This window comes from Krasilnikovia sp. M28-CT-15 (assembly GCF_047159595.1).
In the GTDB taxonomy this organism is placed as follows: domain Bacteria; phylum Actinomycetota; class Actinomycetes; order Mycobacteriales; family Micromonosporaceae; genus Actinoplanes.
Genome location: NZ_BAAGAK010000001.1, coordinates 7,149,162 through 7,174,327, shown reverse-complemented (window position 1 = coordinate 7,174,327; position 25,166 = coordinate 7,149,162). Strand labels below are relative to the sequence as shown.

General features: G+C 72.6%; 23 protein-coding genes. 11 read left to right on the top strand and 12 right to left on the bottom strand.

What is annotated here, in order from left to right:
• Positions 1-4: 4 nt before the first annotated feature.
• The 4 genes from disA to ACMCNO_RS32935 form a co-directional block, all read right to left on the bottom strand.
• On the bottom strand, positions 5-1,144 hold the full coding sequence (gene disA / locus ACMCNO_RS32950; protein WP_412753891.1) for a DNA integrity scanning diadenylate cyclase DisA: 1,140 nt from the start codon (positions 1,142-1,144) through the stop codon (positions 5-7).
• A 139-nt stretch (positions 1,145-1,283) separates the two neighbouring features.
• Positions 1,284-2,714 carry a DNA repair protein RadA gene (gene radA, locus ACMCNO_RS32945; RefSeq protein WP_412753311.1) on the bottom strand — a complete coding sequence of 477 codons (1,431 nt, stop codon included), beginning with the start codon at positions 2,712-2,714 and terminating at the stop codon, positions 1,284-1,286.
• A gap of 59 nt (positions 2,715-2,773) precedes the next feature.
• Positions 2,774-3,487: a hypothetical protein gene (locus ACMCNO_RS32940; protein ID WP_412753310.1), complete on the bottom strand. Its 714-nt coding sequence runs from the start codon at positions 3,485-3,487 to the stop codon at positions 2,774-2,776.
• A gap of 98 nt (positions 3,488-3,585) precedes the next feature.
• Positions 3,586-4,461: a UbiA family prenyltransferase gene (locus ACMCNO_RS32935; RefSeq protein ID WP_412753309.1), complete on the bottom strand. Its 876-nt coding sequence runs from the start codon at positions 4,459-4,461 to the stop codon at positions 3,586-3,588.
• Here ACMCNO_RS32935 and ACMCNO_RS32930 point away from each other — a divergent pair.
• The 4 genes from ACMCNO_RS32930 (at position 4,460) to ACMCNO_RS32915 (ending at position 8,178) form a co-directional block, all read left to right on the top strand.
• Entirely contained in the window at positions 4,460-5,317 is an 858-nt protein-coding gene (locus ACMCNO_RS32930; RefSeq protein WP_412753308.1) for a methyltransferase domain-containing protein, read from the top strand. The genes ACMCNO_RS32935 and ACMCNO_RS32930 overlap by 2 nt on opposite strands.
• 16 nt (positions 5,318-5,333) lie before the next feature.
• Complete coding sequence (locus ACMCNO_RS32925) at positions 5,334-6,488, top strand: acyl-CoA dehydrogenase family protein (RefSeq protein ID WP_412753890.1); 1,155 nt, start codon at positions 5,334-5,336, stop codon at positions 6,486-6,488.
• 87 nt (positions 6,489-6,575) lie between these two features.
• Positions 6,576-7,640 (top strand): type III polyketide synthase, encoded by a 1,065-nt coding sequence (locus tag ACMCNO_RS32920; protein ID WP_412753307.1) that lies wholly within the window; start codon positions 6,576-6,578, stop codon positions 7,638-7,640.
• A 43-nt stretch (positions 7,641-7,683) separates the two neighbouring features.
• Positions 7,684-8,178, top strand: coding sequence for a DUF6023 family protein (locus tag ACMCNO_RS32915; RefSeq protein ID WP_412753306.1), 495 nt, complete (start codon positions 7,684-7,686; stop codon positions 8,176-8,178).
• A 43-nt stretch (positions 8,179-8,221) separates the two neighbouring features.
• Here ACMCNO_RS32915 and ACMCNO_RS32910 read toward each other — a convergent pair whose 3' ends face one another.
• Positions 8,222-9,034, bottom strand: a complete 813-nt coding sequence (locus ACMCNO_RS32910; RefSeq protein WP_412753305.1) for a hypothetical protein — start codon at positions 9,032-9,034, stop codon at positions 8,222-8,224.
• A gap of 332 nt (positions 9,035-9,366) precedes the next feature.
• Here ACMCNO_RS32910 and ACMCNO_RS32905 point away from each other — a divergent pair, with 332 nt between their 5' ends.
• From ACMCNO_RS32905 to ACMCNO_RS32890, 4 genes are all read left to right on the top strand, one after another.
• Positions 9,367-9,852 (top strand): CarD family transcriptional regulator, encoded by a 486-nt coding sequence (locus ACMCNO_RS32905; RefSeq protein ID WP_041832964.1) that lies wholly within the window; start codon positions 9,367-9,369, stop codon positions 9,850-9,852.
• A gap of 42 nt (positions 9,853-9,894) precedes the next feature.
• Positions 9,895-10,587, top strand: coding sequence for a 2-C-methyl-D-erythritol 4-phosphate cytidylyltransferase (ispD, locus tag ACMCNO_RS32900; protein WP_412753304.1), 693 nt, complete (start codon positions 9,895-9,897; stop codon positions 10,585-10,587).
• A 5-nt stretch (positions 10,588-10,592) separates the two neighbouring features.
• Entirely contained in the window at positions 10,593-11,078 is a 486-nt protein-coding gene (gene ispF / locus ACMCNO_RS32895; protein ID WP_412753303.1) for a 2-C-methyl-D-erythritol 2,4-cyclodiphosphate synthase, read from the top strand.
• Positions 11,079-11,158: 80 nt separating this feature from the next.
• Positions 11,159-12,268: a tetratricopeptide repeat protein gene (locus ACMCNO_RS32890; RefSeq protein WP_412753302.1), complete on the top strand. Its 1,110-nt coding sequence runs from the start codon at positions 11,159-11,161 to the stop codon at positions 12,266-12,268.
• Here the strand turns inward: ACMCNO_RS32890 and ACMCNO_RS32885 are convergent.
• Genes ACMCNO_RS32885 through ACMCNO_RS32860 form a run of 6 tightly spaced genes read right to left on the bottom strand, consistent with a single transcriptional unit; the run spans position 12,262 to position 18,981 of the window.
• Positions 12,262-13,308: an N-acetylglucosamine kinase gene (locus tag ACMCNO_RS32885; protein WP_412753301.1), complete on the bottom strand. Its 1,047-nt coding sequence runs from the start codon at positions 13,306-13,308 to the stop codon at positions 12,262-12,264. The genes ACMCNO_RS32890 and ACMCNO_RS32885 overlap by 7 nt on opposite strands.
• Positions 13,305-14,570, bottom strand: a complete 1,266-nt coding sequence (locus tag ACMCNO_RS32880; RefSeq protein WP_412753300.1) for a 6-phospho-beta-glucosidase — start codon at positions 14,568-14,570, stop codon at positions 13,305-13,307. Before ACMCNO_RS32880 ends, ACMCNO_RS32885 begins: the two co-directional genes overlap by 4 nt.
• Positions 14,567-15,490 (bottom strand): carbohydrate ABC transporter permease, encoded by a 924-nt coding sequence (locus tag ACMCNO_RS32875; protein ID WP_412753299.1) that lies wholly within the window; start codon positions 15,488-15,490, stop codon positions 14,567-14,569. The genes ACMCNO_RS32880 and ACMCNO_RS32875 overlap by 4 nt, the downstream gene beginning before the upstream one ends.
• Positions 15,487-16,425 (bottom strand): carbohydrate ABC transporter permease, encoded by a 939-nt coding sequence (locus tag ACMCNO_RS32870; RefSeq protein WP_412753298.1) that lies wholly within the window; start codon positions 16,423-16,425, stop codon positions 15,487-15,489. The genes ACMCNO_RS32875 and ACMCNO_RS32870 overlap by 4 nt, the downstream gene beginning before the upstream one ends.
• 2 nt (positions 16,426-16,427) lie before the next feature.
• Positions 16,428-17,744: an ABC transporter substrate-binding protein gene (locus ACMCNO_RS32865; RefSeq protein ID WP_412753297.1), complete on the bottom strand. Its 1,317-nt coding sequence runs from the start codon at positions 17,742-17,744 to the stop codon at positions 16,428-16,430.
• Between the two features lie 55 nt (positions 17,745-17,799).
• Positions 17,800-18,981, bottom strand: a complete 1,182-nt coding sequence (locus tag ACMCNO_RS32860; RefSeq protein WP_412753296.1) for an ROK family protein — start codon at positions 18,979-18,981, stop codon at positions 17,800-17,802.
• Between the two features lie 273 nt (positions 18,982-19,254).
• On the opposite strand from ACMCNO_RS32860, the gene ACMCNO_RS32855 reads away from it, so the two are divergent.
• The 3 genes from ACMCNO_RS32855 to ACMCNO_RS32845 all read left to right on the top strand — a co-directional run bounded on the left by ACMCNO_RS32855 (position 19,255) and on the right by ACMCNO_RS32845 (position 21,661).
• Complete coding sequence (locus ACMCNO_RS32855; RefSeq protein ID WP_412753295.1) at positions 19,255-20,148, top strand: chitosanase; 894 nt, start codon at positions 19,255-19,257, stop codon at positions 20,146-20,148.
• Between the two features lie 118 nt (positions 20,149-20,266).
• A complete protein-coding gene (locus tag ACMCNO_RS32850) occupies positions 20,267-21,112 on the top strand; it encodes a hypothetical protein (RefSeq protein WP_412753294.1) in 846 nt (281 codons plus the stop codon).
• Between the two features lie 66 nt (positions 21,113-21,178).
• Entirely contained in the window at positions 21,179-21,661 is a 483-nt protein-coding gene (locus tag ACMCNO_RS32845; protein ID WP_412753293.1) for an SRPBCC family protein, read from the top strand.
• A gap of 3 nt (positions 21,662-21,664) precedes the next feature.
• Here ACMCNO_RS32845 and ACMCNO_RS32840 read toward each other — a convergent pair whose 3' ends face one another.
• Positions 21,665-25,117, bottom strand: a complete 3,453-nt coding sequence (locus tag ACMCNO_RS32840; RefSeq protein ID WP_412753292.1) for a TIR domain-containing protein — start codon at positions 25,115-25,117, stop codon at positions 21,665-21,667.
• Positions 25,118-25,166: the final 49 nt, after the last annotated feature.

Below are 25,166 nucleotides of genomic sequence, written 5' to 3'. Positions count from 1 at the left end.
CGCGTCAGACGTAGCGTTCGAGGATGGATGCCTCGGCGAGGCGGGACAGTCCCTCGCGGACACCCCGCGCCCGGGCGTCCCCGACACCTTCGACGGTCTGCAGATCCTCGACCGTGGCGCCGAGCAGGCGCTGCAGGCTGCCGAAGTGCACGACCAGTCGCTCCACGATCTGAGCGGGCAGCCGCGGCACCTTCGCCAGCAGCCGGAATCCGCGCGGGCTGACCGCGGCGTCGAGCGCGTCGGAGGAACCCGGATATCCGATCGCCTTGGCGACCGCCACCAGGTCGATCATCTCCGTGGCGGTGAGCAGGTCCAGCTCGACCAGCGCCTCGTCGAGGGTGCGTGCCTTGCGCCCGGCGGGCAGATAGTCGCGGATCACCAGGGTACGGTCGGCGTCCACGCCGGCCATCAGCTCGTCGAGTTGCAGGGCCAGCAGGCGGCCGTCGGTGCCCAGCTCCACCACGTACCCCGAGATCTCGTCCGCGATGCGGCGCACCATCTCCAGGCGCTGCACGACCGCGACGGCGTCGCGGACCGTCACCAGATCCTCGATCTCCAGGGCGGAGAGGGTGCCGGACACCTCGTCCAGCCGGAGCTTGTAGCGCTCCAGGGTGGCCAGGGCCTGGTTGGCGCGGGACAGGATCGCGGCGGAGTCGTCCAGGACGTGTCGCTGGCCGTTGACGTACAGGCCGATGATGTGCATCGACTGGCTGACGGAGATCACCGGATAGCCGGACTGCTTCGCCACCCGCTCGGCGGTGCGGTGCCGGGTGCCGGACTCCTCGGACGGGATGCCCGGGTCCGGCATGAGGTGCACCGCGGCGCGGACGATGCGGGTGCCGTCGCTGGAGAGCACCACGGCACCGTCCATCTTGCACAGCTCGCGCAGCCGGGTGGCGGAGAACTCCACGTCCAGGGCGAAGCCGCCGGTGCAGATCGTCTCCACGACCGCGTCGTAGCCGAGCACGATCAGCGCGCCCGTGCGGCCGCGCAGGATGCGCTCGAGGCCGTCGCGCAGCGCGGTGCCGGGGGCCATGAGGGCAAGGTTGGCGCGTAGTGGGTCGCCGATGACGCCACCTCCGGTCAGGCCGGGAGAGCTGGGCACGACGGGGCGCGGTGCAGAACCGTTGACGCCGGCGCGCAGCGGTGAGCCGGCAGTGGTCTGCCTGGGTCCCTGGCGGTCATGCGGAGCATCGCGGTCGAGCGGCACCTGTACAGTCTACGGACTGTCATCCGGTGCAACGAGGCGCGGTGCGCTTTGTGCTCCGTAGCGTGATGAGCAGTCACTCTTGGTGATCCCCGACGGAGGCGGAGGCGGTGGCCGCCCACTGCAGCGCCGTACGCAGATCGCCCACCTCCTCGACCCGCATGCCAGCCGGTGTCCCGCCCGATCCGCCGGGGCCGCACCCGGGCGGCACCAGCGCGAACTTGAAGCCCAGCCGGGCCGCCTCGGCCAGCCGGCGGCCCACCGCCCCGACCCGGCGCACCTCCCCGGTGAGCCCCACCTCGCCGATCGCCACCAGGTGTGGCGCCATGGCCAGGTTGAGGCCGCCGGACGCCACGGCCAGCGCGACGGCCAGGTCGGCGGCGGGCTCGACCACCCGGATGCCCCCCACGGTGGCGGCGAAGACCTCCCGGTCGTGCAGCTTCATCCGCTGGGTGCGGCGTTCCAGCACGGCCAGGACCATGGCCAGCCGGGCACTGTCGAGCCCGGACACCGTGCGCCGTGGTGAGCCGTTGACCTCCGCGCCGATCAGCGCCTGGACCTCGGTGACCAGCGCCCGGCGACCCTCCATCGCCACCGTGACGCAGGTGCCGGGAACCGGCTCGGCATAGCGCGTGAGGAACAGGCCGGAGGGGTCGGCGAGGCTGCTGATGCCGCCCTCGTGCATCTCGAAGCACCCCACCTCGTCGGCGGCGCCGAAGCGGTTCTTCACCCCCCGCACCAGCCGCAGCGAGGAGTGCTTGTCCCCCTCGAAATGCAGCACGACGTCGACCAGGTGTTCGAGAACGCGGGGACCGGCCACCTGGCCGTCCTTCGTGACGTGGCCGACCAGGACGGTCGCGACACCGCGCTCCTTGGCGATCGCCACCAGCGCCGCCGTCACCGCGCGCACCTGAGTGACTCCGCCCGGCACCCCCTCGGTGCCCGGCGCGGAGATCGTCTGGACGGAGTCGAGCACCAGCAGGCCCGGCCGGACCGCGTCGAGGTGGCCCAGCACCGCTGCGAGGTCACTCTCGGACGCCAGGAACAGCCGCTCGTCCAGCGCGCCGAGTCGCTCGGCCCGCAGCCGCACCTGGCTCACCGACTCCTCGCCGCTGACCACGAGGGACGGTGTGCCCGCACCCGCCGCCCACTGCTGGGCGACATCGAGCAGCAGGGTGGACTTGCCGACCCCCGGCTCGCCCGCCAGCAGCACCACCGCGCCGGGGACGAGGCCGCCGCCGAGCACCCGGTCCAGTTCGCTGACTCCCGTGGGCACCGCCCGGGCGGGCGCGGCGCTGATCGTGGCGATCGGCCGGGCCGGCTCGGACGGGATGCGCGAACTGACCACCCGCCCGGAGACGACCGCACCGGTCACCGTGGACTCGATGACCGAACCCCACTCCCCGCATTCCGGACAGCGACCCAGCCACTTCGGCGGCTGATGGCCGCAGGCGTCGCAGATGAAGGCGGGCTTGGCCGGCTTGGCGGAGGTCCGGGAGGTGGTCACGCGGCCACGCTAGCGGGAGCCTCTGACGTTTCCGTGCGGTGCCGTCAGGCCCGGCGGGGTCACTCGTGCTCGGCGGGACCCTCGACGTCCTCCGCGGGGTTGGCCGGGGCGCGGGAGGCCGGCGAGAACGGAACGCTCATCGGGGCCGGTACGGCCAGCGGCTGGGCGCCGTTGCTGAACTCGAAGACGAGATTCACCGAGTTGCCCGGCTTCAGCGGGGCCGCCAGGCCGATGGCCTGCAGCTGCGACGTGCCGCCGGGCTGGAAGGAGAGGAAGCTGAGCGGCGGGATCGTCAGCCGGGCGGGCTGCGCCGCCGCACCAGCGGGCGCCGGCACCGCGGGTGCGCTGGTGCCCGGGGCCGGGCTGGCAGCGACGGGGGTCGGGTTCACGACGGGCTGGGCCGAGCCGCCGGCCCCCGGGGCGCCGCCGATCAGGCCGACCGAGCGGGCGTAGACGACGCCGGCACTCGGGTCCGGCGTCATCTGCGGCGCGCTGCTGACCGTCACGGTCACCGGCTGCGGGGTCTGGTTGTACAGGTTCAGCTCGAGCGGAGCGTTCGCGCCGGCCTTGAAGCCGTCCGGTCCGTTGTACGTCACCGCGAGCCCGCGGATGAGCACGCTGGCGTTGGAGTTGTCCTGGTTGACCCCGAAGACGCCGGGCTGCTTCAGAGACGTCTCGGCGACCTGACCGGCGCTGCACCCGGTGAGCGCCACGGCGGCCACCGTGACGGCACCCAGGATGCGGGCGACACGGCGGGTTCCCAGCGAGCGCATCACAGTCCTCCAAGAAACGCGGGCTCCGACCAACCTGACGCCAGCCTAGAGGGCGGTGATCCGGGCCGTACGGCGACCCGTCCATTCACACCACCCGGTCACACCACGCGGCCGCTGGTGATGAGCAGCAACACGTCGCAGAGCGCCACCAGGATGACCGCCCGGAACATCGCCACCGGGCGCCCGCGCGCCCGGGTGCCCGCGTACCAGCCGATGGGCAGGATCACGGTGGCCGTGACCGCCGCGGCCAGGCCCGCCCACGACGGCGGCCCGGGCGGTCCGAACACCAGCGTGAGCGTCGCGGCCAGCAGCAGCCCGGCGGCCGCCAGCTGGGAGCCGGTGGGGCCGAGCCGGTGCGGCAGTCCGCGCACGCCGGTCGCGGCGTCGTCGGCCAGATCCGGCAGGACGTTCGCGAAGTGTGCCCCACCGCCGAGCAGGCTGCCCGCCACCACCAGCCAGGCCGGCGGCCACGGGCTGCCCATCAGGGCCAGCACCACGAACGCGGGCAGCAGCCCGAACGCCACCAGGTACGGCACCACGGACAACGGGGTGGACTTCAGCGGCCAGTCGTAGAGCAGCGCGAAGATGCCCACCAGCGTGATGCACACGGCCGCGGCGGCGCCGAACGGCAGGCCCAGCACCGGCACCACCAGCGAGGCGGCCAGCCCGGCCAGCCCGACGGTACGGCGGTCCACGGCGCCGGTGGCGACCGGCTTGTCCGCGCGCCCGGTGCGCCGGTCCCGGTCGGCGTCCAGCCAGTCGTTGACCCAGCCCACGGAGAGCTGGGTGGCCGCGACGGCGGCGGCCACCCCCACCAGGGACCAGCCCCGGTGCCCCACGCCGAGCGCCAGCAGGGTCATGGCGGCGGTCACCGCGCCGCCCGGTTCGGGGTGACTGGCCCGTAACAGGGCTAACGCGCGCGACATGACAGCAGTGTGGTGGTTCGGCGATCGACATGCCACGCTCGATCGCATGCGGTCGATCGAGCGCAACGATCCCCGTCAATACGACGAACTGGCGCGCGAGTGGTGGCGCCGCGGCGGCGACTTCGAGATCCTGCACTGGCTGGCCGCCGCCCGCGCCGCGCTGGTGCCCCCGGCGGCCCGGCCCCGCGCGGTGCTCGTCGATGCCGGGTGCGGCGGCGGCCTGCTGGCCCCGCACGTGCGCGAACTCGGCTACCGGCACATCGGCGTGGACCTGCGCCGTACCGGGCTGGCGCAGGCCGCGGCGCACGGTGTCACCCCGCTGGCCGGCGACGTGGCCGCGCTGCCGCTGGCCACCGGATGCGCCGACGTGGTGGTGGCCGGCGAGATCCTGGAACACGTCACCGATCTGGCCGCGACCGTGGCGCAGCTGTGCCGGGTGCTGCGTCCCGGCGGGCTCGTGGTGCTGGACACGGTCAATGACACCGGGCTGGCCCGGCTGATCACCGTGACCGTGGGCGAGTGGCTGGGCGTCGCGCCGCGCGGCCTGCACGACCCGGACCTGTTCGTCGACCCCGGGGTACTGACGGCCGCGTTCGCGCGCCACGGCGTGTCACTGCGGGTGCGTGGGGTCCGGCCCACCGCTACCGGCCTGCTGCGCTGGCTCCTTCCCCGGGGCCGCCGGTCCGGCGGCGCGCCGCCGGGGGGCGATGCGCCCGGAATCGGGCGGGACGGCCCCGCGCCGGATGGGCACGCCGCCCGGGCCGGTCGGGAGGACGGGGCGCTGCTCGGACGGATCGTGCCGACCTGGTCGGCGGCGGTGCTCTACCAGGGACGCGGAACGAAGGACCACGAGCAGGGAACGAGCGACCACGAGCACGATCCGACGGCCAGGGGAGCGGCATGAAGGCGGAAACGGCGTGATGATCGATGAGGCGAGGCGGCTGGCGCCCCGGTTCGCCGCCCGGGCGGCGCGGTACGACCGGGACGGCTCGTTCCCGGCGGACGACTTCGCCGATCTGCGGCGAGCGGGCCTGTTCGGCCTGATGGTGCCGCCCCGGCTCGGCGGTGCCGGGGCGGGCTTCGCGGATTACGCGGCGGTCGCGTACGAGCTGGCCCGTGGCAACGGCGCCACCGCGTTGATCTTCAACATGCATGCCTCGGTGACCGGCGCCCTCGCCGGCGTCACCGACGACCTCGCGGACGCGCTGGGCCTGCCGCCGGACGCGCTGCGCGCCCGCGACGACCATCTGGCCGCCGCAGCCCGGGGCAGCTGGTACGCGGTCGCGATGAGCGAACGCGGCGCCGGCTCCCGGCTGTCGCAGCTGAGCACCGGCTACACCCGGGTCGACGACGGCTACCGCATCACCGGGTCCAAGACGTTCTGTTCCGGCGCGGGCCACGCCGACGCGTACCTGATCGCGGCCCGCAGTACGTCCGACCCGGCGCAGGTGTCGCAGTTCCTGGTGCCCGCGGGGGACGGGCTGCGGGTGGAGCCGACCTGGGACGCGCTGGGGATGCGGGCGACCGGCTCGCACGACCTGCACGTCGACGTGACCGTGCCGCCGGGTGCCCTGCTCGGCGGCGTGGAGGGGCTGGCCCTGGTGGTGGCGCAGCTGGCCCCGCACTGGATGGTGGCCAGCTACGCCGCGGTGTATGTGGGGGTGGCCCGCGCGGCCGTCGACGCCGCGGTGGCCCACGTGACGGAGCGCAAGCTCGGGCACCTGCCGGCCGTACGGGCCCGGATCGGCCGCGCGGACGCGGCGGTGGCCGCCGCCCACCTGGCGGTGCTGGAGGCGGCCCGCCGGGTCGACGAGGCGCCGGGCGACGCCGAGACGAACCGGTGGGTGTGGCGGGCGAAGCTCATCGCCGGAACGACCGCGGCCGAGGTGGCGGCGTCGATGCTCGAGGCCGCGGGCACCTCGGCGATGCGCCGCGGGCACCCCCTGGAGCGGCTGTACCGGGATGCGCGCGCGGGCTCGCTGCAGCCCGCGACGTCGGACGTGTGCGCGGACTGGCTGGGGGTCGAGGCGCTCGGGGGCGATCCGGACGCCGACGGCACCGCGCCGCGCTGGTGATCGGCGGTAAGGCATCCGCGCCGCGCTGTGATTGACGCTCAGCGATGGGTACCACAACGTGGTGGTTCAGCCTGGGGAGGCAGAGACGTGAACCGGAGCGCAACGATCGCAGGTCTCGGCACGGCACTGCCGCCGTCCGCGGTGCAGGACGAGCTGTGGGAGGGCTTCTTCGCCGACCGCTACCACGGTGGCCGCCGTGGGCTGGCCCAGCGGATCTTCGCCAACGCGGGGGTGCGTACCCGGCAGGCCGCGGTGAGCCCGCTGCTGGAGGACGTGTCCGACTGGTCGACGGAGCGGCGGATGCTCCGCTATCAGGTCGAGGCGGTGCCGCTGGGCAAGGAGGCGGTCGGCCGGGCGCTGACCGACGCCGGGGTGGCCGCCGAGGAGCTGGGCCTGTTCGCGGTCTGCTCGTGCACCGGGTACGCGACCCCGGGCCTGGACATCCTGCTGGCCCGGGACACCGGCATGTCGCCGAATGTCCAGCGCCTGTTCGTGGGCCACATGGGTTGTTACGCGGCGCTGCCCGGCCTGGGCTCGGTGGCCGACTTCGTGGTCGCCCGCGGCCGGCCCGCGCTGCTGCTCTGCGCCGAGCTGACCAGCCTGCACCTGCAGCCGCCGGAGACCCGGGCGGACGTGCAGCAGATCGTCTCGCACGCGCTGTTCGCGGACGCGGCGGCCGCCGTCGTGCTCACGCCGGGTGACGGAGGGTCCGGGTACGCGGTGACCGAGGTGGCCGCGGTGACCGATACGGCCACCGCCGACCATATGACCTGGGATGTCACGGATCTGGGCTTCCGCATGGGCCTGTCGGCGCGGGTGCCGCAGGTGCTGTCGCAGCACGTCCGGGGTCTGGTCGACGACCTGCTGGCCCGGCACGGCCTCACGGTCGGCGACGTGCCGGGCTGGGCGGTGCACCCGGGCGGGCCGAAGATCCTCGACGTGGTGCAGGAGCGGCTGGGGCTGGCCGACGCCGACCTCGCCGCCTCGCGCGAGGTGCTGGCCACGTACGGCAACTGTTCCTCGCCGACCGTGCTGCTGGTACTGGACGCGCTGCGCCGCCGGGCCCAGCCGCCGCAGCGGGTCCTGATGCTGGCGTTCGGGCCAGGGCTGACGCTCTATGTGGCGCTGCTCGAACGACATAAGGTCGCCTGATGACCCAGCGTCGCCCGATGACCCGGTGTCGTCTGATGACCCGGTGTCGTCTGATGACCCGGTGCGGCGAGACCCGGTCGCGATGACCGGCGACCGGGCCCGCGGCGTGCAGCTGTACGCCCTCGCCGCCGCGCTGCTCATCGCGGGTGCCGCGTGGTGGGTCCATGCCGCTCCGGGGCCGCGTCCCGACCCCCGGGTGGCGGGCTGGAAGGACGTCGTGGCGCGGCTGCTGCCGGACGCGACACCGCAGGTGCTGTCGGACACCCTGGTGCTGACCCGGGGTGGGAGCGCGCGGCGGGAGACGGCTGTGCCGGGCGGCACGTTCACGCTGACGATGGTGTGTGCCGGGCAGGGGCAGGTGCGGGTGCGGCTCAGCACCTCCGGCAACGACTCCGGCCGCGCGGTGCCGTGCGGGGACCGGCCCGACCCGGTGATGCTCACGGTGGCTCTGGCGCACGAGTTCTTCATGTCGATGACCGCGGAGACGGACAGTTCGGCGGTGTTCCGCTGGCGCCTGACTCAGGCGGCTGCCTTCTGACAGACCGACGGTGGCGGGCCCGGACGGGTCCGGGACCCGGTGGTCAGAGCGCGGCGAGGTCGGCTTTGAGGTCCTCGACCGAGGAGGTGCCCTCCAGCTTGCGGACGATCTTGCCGGCTTCGTCGACGAGCACGGCCGCGGCCGTGCCGTCGGGTGCGGCCAGCGCGAGGCTGCTGCGCAGTTCCCCGGCCGGGTCGCGCAGCTCGCGTACGGAGGGGCCGGCCGCGCGCGGCGCCGCACCGGTCGGCGGTGCGGCCGGGGCGGCGGCGGGCGGCAGCGCGCCGACCGGTGGGGTACCTCTGGTGACCGTGAGGACGGGGAGGTCGGGGCGGGCCGCGGCGGTGTCGGCGACCAGTCGCGCGCAGTCGCAGCCGTCGGTGAGCAGGAGCACGGCGGGCAGCCGCCCGCGCAGCGCGACGATGGTGCCGTCCGTACCGATCAGCTCCAGTGCGGGCAGCGCGTCACCCTCGCCGGTGGCGTTCCGCGGGCTGGCGTGGGTGCCGCTCCCGGCGGTGTGCTGGGTGGCGGGCACCTGGCCCGGTCCGGGCCACGCGGAGGCGAACAGGCTGGCGACCGTGACCAGCGCTGCCAGGGAGATGATCAGTACGGGAGCGCGCAGCCCCGCGGCTGCGACGCGGCGCAGGCCACGGACCACGGGGCGGGCCGTGAAGCGCTGCCAGGGTGTGCGGGGCACGGCCAGGTGGAGTTCGGCCTGGATCGCCGCGACCTCGTCGGCCAGCTCGGACAGATCGTCCGGGATGACGATGAGGCCCCACTCCTCCGGCAGGTCGGGGAGGCCGTCCGGGGAGGCGCCATCAGGTGGCCACTCGTTGCCATTGTCCTTGAAGCTGCCCACTACTCACCCTCCCCCCTTGCCGACCAATATCGCGTCGATGGGGATCTGGGTTCAGCCTGCCGTACTGTGACCCGGATCGCTAGTAGCGGGTGGTTCCGGGAGCGAGCGATACGCTTGACCTCGCAAAGCGGCCAGATCCGAAATATACGACTCGCTGACTTGAGTGGTCACGGTGTGGTTACTCAGCGTGAGAGGGGCACCTCAAAGGGCTCCTGTCAAGCGGGAGAAAGACCTCTCACAGGCCCTCTGAGCTGCACTAACAGTCACGGCTGGGGTGGGACATCGCTGCCTGAGCGTGTTACCCTAGACACAGCGAAAGGGGTTTCGAACCTATGGTTTTCAGTGTCGGCGAGACCGTTGTTTACCCCCACCACGGGGCCGCACTCATCGAGGCAATCGAGACTAGAACTATCAAGGGCGTGGAGAAGCAGTACCTCGTCCTTCGGGTCGCCCAGGGCGACCTGACGGTCCGCGTGCCCGCTGAGAACGCCGAGATCGTCGGCGTGCGCGAAGTGGTCGGCGAGGAAGGCCTGGGCAAGGTCTTCGACGTCCTCCGCGCACCGCACACCGAGGAGCCGACCAACTGGTCGCGGCGTTACAAGGCCAATCTCGAGAAGCTTGCCTCCGGTAACCCGCTGAAGGTTGCCGAGGTCGTTCGTGACCTCTGGCGTCGTGAGCGTGAGCGCGGTCTCTCGGCAGGGGAGAAGCGCATGCTCGCCAAGGCCCGCGACATCCTCGTCGGTGAGGTGGCCCTCGCCGAGAAGAGCACCAAGGACGAGGCCGAGGTGCTTCTCGACAAGGTGCTCACCGAGGCCTGACGTTCCATCCTCGATCGCACCATCCCTCGCCTGGACCGCGACGTGACCGCGCAGCTCAATCCGCACGGTGACGTCGCGGTCCTGGTTCCTGCGGCCGGTGCCGGCGTACGCCTCGGCCCGGGTACCCCCAAGGCCCTGCGCCTACTGGCCGGTGAGCCGCTGCTCGTCCACGCGATCCGCCGGGTCGCCGCCGCACCGTCCGTACGGATGATCGTGGTGGCCGCCCCGGCCGCCGACGTCGACGCGGCCCGCGCCATGCTCGCTCCGATCGCCCCGGTTGTCGTGGTCGCGGGTGGCGCCGAGCGGCAGCAGTCCGTGGCGGCGGCCCTGGCGGCCGTCCCGGACGAGGTCGGCATCGTGCTGGTGCACGACGCCGCGCGCGCCCTCACCCCGCCCGAACTCGTCGAGTCCGTCGCGGCCGCGGTCCGCGGCGGCCTGCCCGCGGTGATCCCGGCCCTGCCCGTGGTCGACACGGTCAAGGAGGTCGGGCCGCAGGACCGGGTCCTCGGCACGGTGGACCGCTCCGTGTTGCGCGCCGTGCAGACCCCGCAGGGGTTCCGGCACGACGTGCTGGCGGCGGCACACGCCGGCGCGGGTGACCCGCTCACGGACGATGCGGGCCTGGTCGAGAAGGCCGGGGTCGCGGTGACCTGTGTGCCGGGTTCCGAGCTGGCCCTCAAGATCACCCGGCCCCTCGACCTGGTCCTGGCCGAGGCGCTGCTCGGCGTACGCTGACCCGCATGATCGTTCCGCGGGTGGGCATCGGCACCGACGTGCACGCCTTCGACCCGGACCAGCCGTGCTGGGTGGCTGGTCTGCACTGGCCGGGTGAGCCCGGCCTGGCCGGGCACAGCGACGGTGACGTCGCCGCCCACGCCGCCTGCGACGCCATGTTCAGCGCCGCGGGGCTGGGCGATCTGGGCAGCAACTTCGGTACGGACCGTCCCGAGTGGGCCGGGGCCTCCGGGGTGAGGCTGCTGACCGAGGCGGCCCGCCGGGTACGCGCTGAAGGTCTGCTCGTGGCCAACCTGTCCATCCAGGTCATCGGCAACCGGCCCAAGATCGGCACGCGGCGCGCGGAGGCGCAGAAGGTGCTGGGCGAGGCGGCCGGCGGCCCGGTGTCGGTCTCGGGCACGACGACGGACGGGCTCGGCCTCACCGGACGTGGTGAGGGTCTCGCTGCGATCGCGGTGGCACTGCTGCGCGAGGCCGATCCGGGACGGTGACGAGGGCCCGGTCCGGGTCTGGGATGAGTCGCTGATTTCAGCGCCGCGCATTTCTGGTGTGGTCCTCATAAGCTGGCGTGGTGCCCAGCGATGCCGCGTCGGCTCCGTTCGAGCCCGAGACCACCCCCGAGGAGTACCGACAGCGGTCGCTGCTGTTGGCCGACCTGGGCCGCTACGACGAGGCGGCGGGGGAGCTGGCCGCCGGGCTGACCGCCGCGCCCACCGATCCCGCGCTGCTGGCCACGCTCGCCCGCGTGCATCTCGTCGCCGAGCAGCCGGTCGAGGCACTGGTCGCCGCGGAACGGGCAGTCGCCGCCGGGCCGGACCGGGTGGACGGCTTGGTCGCCCGCGGGATGGCGCTGGTCGACAACCGCCGTTTCGCCGAGGCGGCCCAGGTCGCCGGGGCCATCCTCGGTCGCTGGCCCGCCGACCCGTACGCCCAGCGCACCGGCGCGGCGCTGCTGAGCGAGGCGCGTAACGGCCAGGAGGCGCTGAACGCCGCGTGGCACGGGGTGCGCATCGCCCCCGCCGACGGCGAGGCGCACCTGGTACTGGCGGTCGTCGCCGCCCGGCTGCACCTGTTCGACCTGGCGCAGCGGGCGTACGCCGAAGCACTGGACCTGGACTCCGCGATCGGTGACGCGCAGAGCGACGTCGGCATCGTCCGGCTGGAGCGGCGCCGCTGGGCGCGGGCGCTGGAGACCCTCGCCGATGAGGCCGCCCTGGCCCAGCCGCCCGCGCCGGACATGCCGGACGCCGCCCTGCTGCCGTCCCCGCAGTCCCCGGCCGTGGTCCGGCCGGCCGGACCGGTGCTCGACCCCGGGCCCGACTCGGCCGGCACCGTCCGGCAGGCGGTGCTGTACTGCGCCAATTCCGTCCTGGTGGCCGGGGCGCTCACCGCGGTCATGCGGCTGGCCAGCCCCGGCGCCTCCCGGGTCTGGGCGGCGGTGATGGGTGTGCTGATCCTCGTCGCGGTCGTGGTGTGGCTGACCCGGCGGCTCACCGAGCCGTTGGGCACGGCGCTGCGCCGACTCGGCGAGCGGGACCGCCCGCTGCTGGCGGCGGCCTACCTGGCCGGGGCCGCGCCGTTGCTGATCGTCCTGCATGCCGCGGTCGGCGGGGTGGTTGCCCTGGTGGCCGCCATGGTCACCGCCGCGCTGGCCGAACTGTTCGTCCTCGTCCGTCAATAGCGGGCGAGCCGGTCGGCGTGGTCGCGCAGCGCGGTGCGGACACTCAGCTCGATGCCCTGCGGGACCGGGCCCCCGGCGAGGGTGTCCAGCGCCAGCAGCGCGGCACCGACCACCGGGGGATCGGCCACCACGGTGACCTCGACGCGGGAGGCCTGGGCGCGGGCTCCCGCCAGGATGCGTTCGTGCAGCACGGGGTGACGGGCCCGCAGCACCCCGCCGCCGAGGACGAGCGCGTGCGGGGCGTCGGTGAGCCCGAGGCGGGCCGCGGCGACCCGGTGCTGGGCCAGGATCTCGTCGGACTGGCGCCGTATCAGTCCCAGGGCCACGGGGTCGCCCGCGGCGGCGACCTCGAACAGCAGCGGGGTCAGCTCGCGTACGGCGTGGCGGGGCAGCTCGCCGAGGTGCAGGGCGATGCTGACGGCCTCCACGGTAGGCCGCCCGAAATGGCGGGCCACGGCATCGGTGAGCTTGGTCGGCTCCCCGCGGCCGTCCTCGCCACGCGCGGCGTCACGCAAGGTGTGCTCGGCGAGGTCGTGGCCGCCGCCCCAGTCCCCGGAGAGCGGCCCGAGAGACGGGAAGCGCGCGGTCCGGCCGTCGGCGGCGCGACCCACGCAGTTGGTGCCCGCCCCGCACACCACGGCGATCGCGTCCGGCCTCGCCGTACCCGCCCGCAGCAGGGCGAAGCAGTCGTTGTCGACCACGTACCCGTGGGCCCAGTCGCGGTCCGCGACCGCGGCGTGCAGGCGGTCCACCTCGACCGGTAGGTCCGCCCCGGCCAGGTAGACGGCCGCCAGGTCCACCGGGGTCCCGGCGGGCACCCCGGCGCGGGCCCGGGCGGCGGCGATCAGGGTGTCGAGCACCTGTACCGCGCCGGGCAGGCCGAGCGTGTGCGGTGACGACGTGCCGCCGCGGGCGACCCCGAGCACCCGGCCGTCGGCGGTGCCGAGCACGACGTCGGTCTTGGAGTTGCCGCCGTCGACGGCGAGGAACAGGGCTGGCTCGGCACGCCCACGCCGCGCTCGGTCAGGCCGCGCTGTCATCGGGCCCAGGCCAGGTGCTCGGCCCCGGCGGCGATGAGCTTGTCGGCCAGTGCGTCGGCGTATTCGTGCTGGCCCACCAGGGGGTGTGCCAGCAGGGCCCGGTACACCCGGTCCCGGCCGCCGCGCAGGGCCGCGTCCAGCGCCAGCTCCTCGTACCCGCAGACGTGGGCGATGAGCCCGGCCTGGTCGGGCGCGATCGGGGTGACCGGCAGCGGACGCGGGCCGCCCGGGTTGGCGCGCGCGGACACCTCGATGACCGCGTTGGCCGGCAGGAACGGCAGGGTGCCGTCGTTGCGGACGTTCACCGAGTGCACCCCGTCCGGGTCCAGGCCGTGCAGGGCCGCGATGAGGCCGACGGCCGCCTCGGAGTAGTACGCGCCGCCGCGCTCGCCGAGCAGGGCGGGCTTCGCGGTCAGGGCGGGATCGCGGTACATGTCCAGCAGTGTCGACTCGATCTGTGCGACCCGTGCGCCACGGGTGGGCGTGCCGCGTTCGGCGCGCACCACCCGGTCGTGGCCGTAGTAGTAGGAGAGGTAGTACGAGGGCACGCAGCCCAGGGCGGCCAGCACCGGCTCGTCGATCTCCACCTCGGCGGCCAGTTCGGCCCGGTGCGCGGCCAGCAGCTCGGGCAGCCGGTCCACGCCGTCCACGTACGCGGCGCGCTCCCACGTCAGGTGGTTGAGTCCGACGTGGTCGAGCACCACGGTCGACGGGTCGACGCCCAGGTATCCGGCGAAGCGGCGCTGGAAGCCGATCGCCACGTTGCACAGGCCGACCGCGCGGTGGCCCGCGTCGAGCAACGCCCGGGTGACGATGCCGACCGGGTTGGTGAAGTCGACGATCCAGGCACCCGGGCGGGCCCGCTTCCGGACGCGCTCCGCGACATCCAGGACCACCGGCACCGTACGCAGAGCCTTGGCGAGCCCGCCCGCCCCCGTGGTCTCCTGCCCGACGCAGCCGCAGTCGAGCGGGAAGGTCTCGTCGCTGATCCGGGCGGCCTGCCCGCCCACCCGCAGCTGGATCAGCGCCACGTCGGCGTCGGTGACCCCGGCGTCCAGATCGGTGGTCCAGGTGACCCGGCCGGGGTGGCCGTACGCGGCGAAGATTCGGGCCGCGAACCCACCGACGATCTCCAGCCGGTCCGCGGCCGGGTCGATCAGCACCAGCTCGTCGACCTGTAGGCCGGAGTCGCGCAGCCGGGCGAACCCGTCCACCAGCTCCGGCGTGTACGTCGATCCGCCGCCGACGACAGCGATCCTCATCCCTTGACTCCCGTGAGCGTGACACCCTGCACGAACGCGCGCTGGGCGAAGAAGAACACGACGACGATCGGCGCCATGGTCAGCACGGTGGCCGCGATGACCAGGTTCCAGTCGACGTGATGGACACTCTGGAACGACGCGAGCCCGAGCGACAGCGTCCACGCCTGCTCGTTCTCGCTGGTGTAGAGCAGCGGACCGTAGTAGTCGTTCCAGCAGTAGAAGAACTGGAACAGCCCGGCGGCCGCGATGCCGGGGCGGGCCATCGGCAGGACCACCCGGATCAGGGTGCCCCATTCGCCGCAGCCGTCGACCTTCGCCGCGTCGAGGTACTCGTCCGGGATGGTCAGCAGGAACTGGCGCAGCAGGAAGATGGCGAACGCGTCGCCGAACAGCATCGGGATGACCAGCGGCCACAGCGAGCCGGTGAGGCCGTACCGGGCCCACATGAGGTAGAGCGGGACGGTCACCACCTGCGGGGGCAGCATCATCACGCAGATGATGACCAGGAACAGCGCGTTGCGGCCGCGAAAGCGCAGCTTCGCCAGGGCGTACGCGGCGGGGACGCTGGACAGCAGCATGAGTACGGTCGCGGTGACCGCGTACAGCAGGGTGTTGAGCAGGTAGCGGGGCAGCGGGGTGACTTGGAAGACCCGCACGTAGTTCTCGGGGTGCCAGGAGTTGGGCCAGTAGTCGCTGGTCAGGGCCTGGTCGCTGGTCATCAGCGAGATCAGCACCAAGTAGACCACCGGGGTCAGGAACATGATGGCCAGCGCGATGGCGATGCTGTGCCGGGCGATCCAGACGAGCCGGTTCTGCCGGCGGGCCTTCCTCGTGGCGGGCGGGGCCGACCTCCGCGTGGGTGGCGCCTCGAGTACGGCGGTCATGGTGCCCACTCCCTTCGCTGCGATGCGGTCGGTCACGACTCCTCCCCGGAGAACGCCTTGGCGCGGCGCAGCAGGATCACGGTGACCGCGAACGCCACGAGGAACAGCGCCACGGCGAGGGCGTTGGCGTAGCCGAGCGCGTTGTAGCGGAACCCGACCGTGTACAGCCACAGCGGGTAGGTGAACGTGGAACCCTCCGGGAATCCGAAGGCCTGGGAGATCCCGGCGCCCGTGGTGGCCCGGCCGCTGGCGATCGAGCCCGCCACCGCGGCCTGGTCGAAGTACTGCAATGTGTAGATGACCCCGGTGACCGCGGCGAACAGGATCACCGGACGGATGCTCGGGATGGTCACGTACCGGAAGCGGTGCCAGGCGTTGGCGCCGTCCAGGGCGGCGGCCTCGTACAGGCTGGTGGGGACGCCCAGCACCCCGGCCAGGAAGATGACCATCAGGTCGCCGATGCCCCACAGGCCGAGCAGCACGAGCGACGGTTTGGCCCACTCCGGGGAGTTGAACCACAGCGGGCCCTCGATGCCCAGGTGCGCCAGCATCGTGTTCACCGGTCCAGTGCCCGGCTTGAGCAGGTAGACGAAGGCGATCGTGGCGGCCACCGGCGGGGCCAGCGCGGGCAGGAAGAAGATGGTCCGGAAGAACCCCGCGCCGCGCTTGAGCTGGGTGAGCAGCACCGCCAGACCGATCGCGCTGACGATGCGTACGGGGACGAAGACCACCACCATCCACAACGTGTTACGCACGGACTGGAGCAGGAACGGGTCGTCGGCCATCCGCCGGTAGTTCGCCAGCCCGACCCATTGGGGCGCGGAGAGCAGGTCGAACTTGGTGAAGGAGAAGTACACCGCGGACACCAGCGGGTATCCGAAGAACACCACGATGCCGATCAGGGCGGGCGCGAGGAACGACAGCGTGGTGGCCTGTTGCCGGGCCCGGATCGCCAGGGGCTTGGCGCTCATCGTCAGCCGCCCAGCGTCATGACGCTGTTGACCTGCTTGTCCGCCTCGGCCAGTCCCGCGTCCAGGTTCGGCACCTTGCCCGCCTGCCAGCTGTTCACGAACGTTTGGAACGTCTCCTGGTACGCGGGCCCGGACGCGGACGGCGGGGTGGTGGACGAGTTCGGGTTGGCGAAGATGTCCATGAACGTCTTGAACGCGGGGTCCACCTTCAACGCCGGGTCGGCTGCGGCGGCCGTCGTGGTGGGGATGTTGCGCAGGGAGTTGGCCAGCTTGACGATCGTCGTGTCGTTCGTCGTCAGGTATTTGATGAGTTCCCAGGCCGCCTCGGGGTTCTTGGCGTTCTTGGCGATGCCCATGATGTTGCCGGTGACGTAGCCGGCGCCGTAGCGGGCCGGGTCGGTGGTGGGCAGCGGGGCCACCCCGTAGCTGAGCTTCGGCGCCTGGTCGGAGAGGAACGCGAGCCGGTACTCGGCGTCGATGTTGATCGCCACCTGGCCCTTCTGGAACGCGTTGTCCGCGCTGAACTCGTCGCCCAGACCGGCCCGGAACTTCTGCAGGTTGTCGTAGCCGTACCAGTCGACGAGGTTCTTCTGCCAGCTCAGCAGTGTCTTCCAGGCCGGGTCGGCGCCGATGGCGGACTTGCCGTCGGCGGTGAGCCACTTCGCGCCGACGGTCGGGGCGAGGTGGGAGGCGGAGTTTTCGTAGAAGTCGGACAGGGGCAGGAAGCCGACCCGTTTCAGCGAGCCGTCGGGGTTGCGTACGGTGAGCTTCCTGGCGTCCTCGGCCAGCTCGTCCAGGGTCTTCGGCGGCCCGGCGATGCCCGCCTTGGCGAACATGTCCTTGTTGTAGAACAGCCCGTACGCGTCGGCGAGGAACGGCATGGCGCACCGCTTGCCGCCGTACTCGGTGTATTGCCGGGTGGTGGAGTTGAGCCGGGAAACGTCCACTTTGTCCCGGGCGAGGTACGGGGTCAGGTCGACCCAGGCCCCCGAGGAGCAGAACTTGCCCACGATGTCGGTGGAGTAGGACAGTCCGATGTCGGGTCCGTTGCCCGCGCCGATGGCCTGGGTGACCTTCGAATCGTCCTGGCCCGACTTCACCGTCACCTTGATCTTCGGGTGGGTGGCCTCGAAGTCCTTGACGACCGTGTCGATCGCGGCGGCCTCGCGTTCGGTGAAGAAGTGCCACAGTTCGACCGTGCCGGACACCTCCGTGCCCGGGTCGGCGATCTTGTTCTCCTTGGGTGCGGGGGTGCACGCCGCGGTCAGTACAACGGCGGTTCCTAGGGCAAAAAGGGCGCGCGGTATCCGGGTGTTCATGAGGGGGTCCTTCCCGGGTCTTCGTTGTCAGGGTTGGGGATGAGGGTGGCTGGGGTCAGCTGTCGCGAATGGACGCGATGAGTGATTCGCGGACCGCGGTGAGCCCCGCGTCGAGCGCGCCGAGCAGCACCGCGTCGTCGTCGATGGTGGTGACCGCGACCGTGCTCTCCAGCGGAGCGGCCCGGTGGAGCGCGCTCTCGACCGCGGCCAGCAGGGTCCGCCCGCCGGCCTGCGCGACCGGGCCGGCCAGCACGACCAGCGACGGATCGAGGACCGCGATGACCGCGGCCAGGCCGACCGCGATGCGGTCGGCCAGCCGGGGGAAGAACTCGCTCGCCGCTTCCGGGTCGGCGGCCGCGGCCCGGACCACGTCCGGCGGGGTACGGCCGGGCACCCCGCAGTCCTGGCCCAGGGCGAGGACGGCCGCGCCGCCGACCAGGTCCTGCAGGTCGACCTTGCGGTGGGTGGAATCCGGGGCGTACAGCGGCATGTAGCCGATCTCGCCCGCGCCGCCGCGGGCGCCACGCATCAGCGACCCCGCGATGTCGATGGCCAGACCGAGGCCCTCCAGGCCGAGCCAGAGCAGGGCGAAGCCGTCCGCGTCCCGGGCCACCCCGTGCCGCCGTTCGGCGACCGCGGCGAGGTTGACGTCGTTGTCGACGCCGACGTGGGTGCCCAACGCCGCGGCGATCTCCGGCACCAGGCCGGTACGCCCGAAGCCGGGCATTTCCACGTGCCGGATGGTCTGGGTGCGGCTGTCGTACGAGCCCGCGACGCCGAGCTGGACGTGGCGCAGGCGCTCCGCGGGCACCCCGCTGTCGCGGCGCACCGTGGCGACGGCGTCGAGCACGGCCGACTTCGGGTCGGTCCGCAGGAAGTCGACCCGCAGCTCGGTGCGGGAGCGGATCGTGCCGGTGAGGTCGCACAGGGCGGCCGCCACGGACGGGGCGTCCAGGGGGCCGATGTCGCGGATCGAGACGGCCGCCGCGTACGCCGCGTCGGGGTTGACCGCGTACAGCTCGGCGTTGGGGCCGGGGCGACCGCTGTTGTGGCCGACCACGGTGACCAGGCCCGCCTCGGTGAGCCGGCGCAGCACCTCGGAGATGGTCGGTGTGCTCAGTTTGGTGAGCTTGCGCAGGTCGGAGCGGGTCAGGGTGCCGGGTTCGAGCAGGTGGGCGAGGGCCGCGCTCTCGTTCATGGCGCGGAGCAGCTTCGACGAGCCGGCGAGACGCGACACGGTGGCCCCCGGGTAGTGATTGGCAAACTGGCTAACAATTAGCTGGGACGGTAGGCCCGGGCCGACGGACTGTCAAGGTCCTGATCAATGAACGAATCGTCCTGAACCACCCATCGGGTTGTCAATCGCACCGGGATTGATAAAACTGTTTAACGGTCATTGATTAACTTCTTTAACTGTCGTAGCGTCACCACCCATCGCCGGCGGCGGCGCACCCCACCGCCCGTCGCCGGTGCCGAACCTGCGCGTCCGTCCCCTACCCCGAGGAGCGCAATGACCACCCCGAGCACCACCCCCCGTCCCCGCCGCCGCACGGCGGCCTATGTCGCAGCGGGCCTGCTCATCCCCGGCGCGGCCGTCGCGTACGGCCTGCTGCCCGCGGGCGCCGCAACCGTCCCCGCCACCGGGACGGCGGCCGCGTTCGTGGCCCCCGCCGATCCGGCCGGGGCCCGGCCCGTGGCCGCGGCCCGCAAGAACCTCGACGACCCGGCGAAGAAGGACGTGGCGATGCAGATCGTCTCCGCCGCCGAGAACTCGTCGCTCGACTGGCGGGCCCAGTTCCCGTACATCGAGGACATCGGCGACGGTCGCGGCTACACCGCCGGGATCATCGGCTTCTGCTCCGGCACCGGCGACATGCTGGAACTGGTCGAGGCGTACACGAACACCAAGCCGGGCAACGTGCTGGCCAAGTACCTGCCCGCGCTGCGCAAGGTGAACGGCACCGACTCGCACGCCGGGCTGGACCCGAACTTCCCCAAGGACTGGCGCACCGCCGCCAAGGACCCGGCCTTCCAGGCCGCCCAGGAGGCCGAGCGGGACCGGGTGTACTTCAACCCGGCCGTCTCCCGCGGCAAGTCCGACGGCGTGCGCGCGCTCGGCCAGTTCGCGTACTACGACGCGGCCGTCATGCACGGCCCCGACGGCATGGCGTCGATCCGCAGCCGGGCCCTGCGCAAGGCAAAGCCGCCCGCCCAGGGTGGCAACGAGACCACCTGGCTCAACGCGTTCCTGGACGAGCGGGTCGTCGAGATGAAGAAGGAGGAGGCGCACTCGGACACCTCACGTGTCGACACCGCCCAGCGGGTCTTCCTGCGCAACGGCAACCTCGACCTGAACACGCCGCTCGACTTCGCCGTCTACGGCGATCACTACCACATCAGCTAGACGTCGTCGGTCCGCAGCGGCGCCGTGCGGTGGCACGGCGTCGCTGCCTTCCTCTATGAGAAGTGACATTACGGTCGGTGTTGTCCGGACTTCAGAGCGTCCATTAGGTTCATTGTTCGTGTCAACGCTGGTGCCGCCGCTGTTCGCGGGGCTCGTCGATGACGCCGTCCTGCTGCCGCCGAACGACACCGACGTCGGCGCCGCGGTGGCGGCGCACCGCGAGCACGCCGCCGCGTGGTACGCGCCCCTGCTGGGCTCGCTGCTCGTACCCTCCTCGCTGGCCTTCCGTGCCCCACCCGTCGACGAGCTCGCGGTCGGCGTCGTCTGCGACACCGCCATCGACGGCCTGAGCGGCGCGGTCGCCGCGCTGCGCGGCGCCGGGGCCGCGGTGCGCCAGGTCGAAGCGGCGGTCGCCCGCCGCGGCGAGGACTCCCAGCCCGGCCTGCGCGAATTGCACCGGCTCGCCACCACCCACCCCGACCTCGACGTGTACGCCGAGATCCCGCTCAGCTGGGGCCTGCTGGCCGCGCTCGACACGGTCGCCGGGAGCCGCGCCGACGGGCAGCGGATCGGCGCCAAGTTCCGGGTCGGCGGCCTGGCCGCCGAACTGTTCCCCACCCCGGTCGAACTGGCCGCGGTGATCTGCGCCTGCCGCGACCGCGAGCTGCCGTTCAAGCTGGCGGCCGGGCAGCGGCACGCGCTGCGGCACACCGACCCGGAGACCGGGCTCACCCACCACGGCTTCCTCAACGTGCTCGTCGGATGCGCCGCGGCCGTCGACGGGGCAGAAGTGGCCGAGGTGGCCGAGGTGCTGGCCGCGACCCATCCCGTGCCGTTGGCCGAACCCGCCCGCGCCCGCCGGGACTCCCCACGCCCGCTGCTGACCGGTTTCGGGGCCCGCCACGTCCGCGAACCGCTGACCGAACTGATCCGGGTGGGCCTGATCAACGGCGGATACGAATGAGGCGCATCGGGTAATCGTTGGTCGCAACAGCTACCGACCCGTACGGTGTATCCGGGAGGTCACGCTATGTCGACGGTCGCGGTCACCCGATTGGTCGAGGCGCCGGTGAGTGAGGTCTGGCGCGTGTTCACCGACCTGTCCCGCCGGGCGCGCTGGTTGTCCACGGTCCACCGGGTCGAGTCCCTCACCACGGGCGAGTTCCGCTCCGGCACGGCCTGGCGCGAGGCCCGGCTCATGGCCGACGGGACCGAGATCACCGAGGAGTTCCGGGTCAGCGACTGCGCGGTCCCGGAGCTGTTCGTCGTCGAGTCCCCCGGGATCGGGGCGGACTACCGGATGACCTACACCTTCGCGCCCGTCACGGCGGGGCGGCACCGGGGCGGCACGATGGTCACGGCCGTCCAGGACGGCACCCCGACCGAGCCGCGCGGGCGGCTGCTGGCGCTGGTCTTCGGCGGGCTGGCCGCCGCCACCGTCGAGGGCGCGCTGCGCCAGGACCTGGACGACCTGGCCCAGGCCGCCGCCAACCCCTCCACCGAGGCCGCCTGATTCTCATCCCGGACAGGTGGGCTGGTACGGCAGTTCCGGGATGTAGCGGGCCCATTCGTCGGCGGTGAGTCCGCGCCCGGTGATGGCGCAGGCGTGGCCGGCCGGATCGGCGCGCAGGTCGTTGAGCTCGGCAAAGTCCCAGAGCGTGGCGTGTGCCGGGTCGGCATCGTGGTTTCCACCGGTCGCCAGAGTGTGCCCGTCCGGGTTGAACGTCAGCAGGTGGGTCTGCAGGTCGCTGCCCCTGAGGGTGGCGAGCCGGACCGGTCTGGCCCGCTCGGAGACGTCCCACAGCGTCACGGTCCGGTCCTGGCTCCCGATCGCCAGGGTGCGCCCGTCCGGGCCGAACGCCACCCCTCGCACCCAGTTGCTGTGCCCGGTCAGGGTGCCGAGCCGGTACGGACGGGCCCGGTCGGTGAGATCCCACAGGATCGCGGTGTGATCGAAGCTGCCGGTCGCCAGCGTGTGCCCGTCCGGGCTGAACGCCAGCGCTGCCACGGTTTCACCGTGGCCGGTCAGCGTCGCGAGCCGGGCCGGATGAGCGCGGTCGGTCACGTCCCAGAGCAGGACCTTCCCCTTGTTGTCGCTGGCGGCCACGGTGCGCCCGTCCGGGCTGAACGCGACCGACTCCACCATGCCGCCGTGACCGGTCAGCGTCGTCAGCCGGGCGGGACGGGTCCGGTCGGTCAGGTCCCACAACATCAGCTTCCCCTCGGTGGCGCCGATGGCGAGGGTGCGCCCGTCCGGGCTGAACGCGACCCGGTTCACCTGCGTCACGTCCTCCTTGATCGTGGCGAGCGTGACCGGCCTGGTCGGTTCGGCCACGTCCGTCAGCGTCACCGTTTCGTCCTCCCAGCCCGCGGCGGCGATCATGTGCCCGTCCGGGCTGAACGCCGCCGCGATGACCGTGTCGTCGTGCGCGGTCAGCGTGGCCTGCCGGACCGGACGGGCCGGGTTGGTCACGTCCCAGAACATCGCCGTCCCGTCGCTGCCGACGGCGGTCAACGAACGGCCGTTCCGGCTGTACGCCATCGCCACCGGCTGTCCGTCGAAGTCCGTGACCGCGCCGAGCGGTCGCGGCGCGCCCCGATCCGCCACGTTCCACAGCGTCGCGGTCTCGCCGCCGGCCGTCACCAGTGTCCGATCGTCCGGACCGAACGCCATCGCCTCGACTCCGCCGTCGCGGCCGGTGATGGTGGTGAGTCGCACGGGGGACGCCGCCTCGGCCACGTCCCACAGGATCGCCGATCCGTCCGCGTCGGCAGAGGCCAGGATGCGCCCGCCCGTGCTGAAAGCCACCGAGGAGACCGCATCGGCGTGGCCGGTGAGGGCGGCACCCTGTCGGGGCTTTGCCGGAGCCGCCATGTCCCAGAGGATCAGCTCCCCCTTCCAGCCGCCGGTGGCCAGGAAGGGCCGGTTCGGGCTGAAGGCCACCGACGCCGGGCGGACCTTGCCGTCGCCCAGCACGGTGAGCCGGGCCGGGTGGGCCGGCTTCGTCACGTCCCAGACGACCGCGATGCCACATCTGGTCACCATCGTGCGCCCGTCCGCGCTGAACTCCACCTCATCCACCAGGAAGTTGTCGCACCGCACCGCGGAGAGCCGACGGGGCCCGGCCGGGTCGGCCAGATCCCACAGGGTCACGGTCCCGTCCTGGGCCCCGGTGGCGACGACGCGACCGTCCCGGCTGAACGCCACCGAGGGCAGGCCCGTGCGACTGGGCAGCGTGGCGATCAGTGCCGGATGGGCTCTGTCGGCCACGTTCCACAGCATCGCCATGCCCTTCCAGCCGACGACCGCGAGCATCCGTCCGTCGGGGCTGAACGCCAGCGCGCTCACCAACGAGCCGTCACCGCTGAGCGTGGCGAGCCGCACCGGATTCGCCCGGTCGGTCACGTTCCACAGCGACACGGTCCCGCCCTCGCCGTCCGTCGCCAGAACGCCGTCGGGGCCGAAGGCGGTCTCGGTCACGCCGCTGAGGGAACCGGCGTAATGCGTGGAGGTGACGAGGCCGGTCAGCTCGCCGCGGGTCTCCGTGCCGGGTTGGATCTTCTGGGCCGCCAGCCCCAGCGCGAGGGCGGTCTTCGGATCGTCCACGATGGACGTCCTGGCCTGGTTGAGCAGTCGCCGGCTGATCGCGATCCGCTGCTGCTCGTCCGCCTTGCGCTGCTGTTCCCCGGCCCGGCGCTCCTGCTCCTCCGCCCGGCGTTGCTGTTCTTCCGCCCGGCGTTGCTGTTCTTCCGCCCTGCGCTGCTGGTCGTCGGCCCGGCGCTGTTGCTCGTCCGCCTTGCGTTGTTCGTCGTCCGCCCGCCGCTGCTGTTCGTCGGCTCTGCGCTGCTGCTCGTCCGCCCGGCGCTGCTGCTGCTCGGCATTGCGCTGCTGCTGCTCGGCGTTGCGCTGCTGCCGGAGCGCCTCCAGGGTGGCCTGGTGGGCCAGTTGCTTCTGCTGCTGGGCGTTCCGCTCCTGCCGGCCAGCCTCACCTGCCCAGTGCTGCGCCCGATCACGCTGCCGCTGGGTCAGACGCTCCTGCTCGCGGGTCCGCCGCGCCGCCTGCGCCGCCAGTGCCTCGTGCCGGCGCGCGTTGCCCTCCTGCCGACCGGCCTCCTGCGACGCCTGTGCCGCCAGCCTCTTCTGGTCCCGCGCCAGGCGCTCCTGCCGCCGCGTCTCCGCCGCCGCGTCCCGCGCCCGTGCCTGCTGCTGTCGCGCCAGCTCCTCCTGCCGGCGCGATTCCTGCGCGTACCGCTCGGCGCTGCCGCGCTGCTCCAACGCCGCCTGCTGCTGGCGTTGCGCCTCCACCGCAGCAGCGTTCGCCCGCTGTGCGTTGCGCAACGCCAACATCCCGGTCAGCGTGGCCACGAACGCCAGCAGCACCAGCGCGGTCACCGCCACCGACCGCAGCCGCCGTACCCGGCGATGCTGCCGGACATCCTCGCCTTCCAGATCGTCCTTGCTGACCCCGTGCATCGGCGCGGCCAGCTGCGCGATCGCGTCGCGGAACCGGGAATGCCGCAGGCTCAGATGCTGATCGTCGCGTGCCCACCGCAGGTCGAGGTACAACGGCTCCTCGGCGAACACCCCACGCAGCGCCGCCGGCACCGCGGTCGATTCATCGGTGAAGTCCCGCCGCGCCGCATCCCACTGCCATTCCCCGTCGGTGACCACGGGCAGGATCCGGTCCGCCGACTTCGTGGCCACCCAGTGTTCGATCTCCCGGTTCACCCACGGCGAGCGCGCCGCCTCGGGCGAGGCCAGCAGCACGAAGTAGTCCGAACCATCGAGCGCGTGCTGAATGGAGGACCACAACGCGGGGGTGACCGCCAACCCGGTCTGATCCCGGAAGATCCACAACGCCCGCCGACGGTGCCACGGCTTCGCCAGGCGGTGCAGACCACGCTGAACGGCCGGCGCGAGCCGCCCGTCCGCCGCGTGACTGTACGAAATGAACCCATTGAAGGTCATGGCGAGATCCCCGCGATCGGTCCGGTCAGCGACCGCCCATTCTGCACAC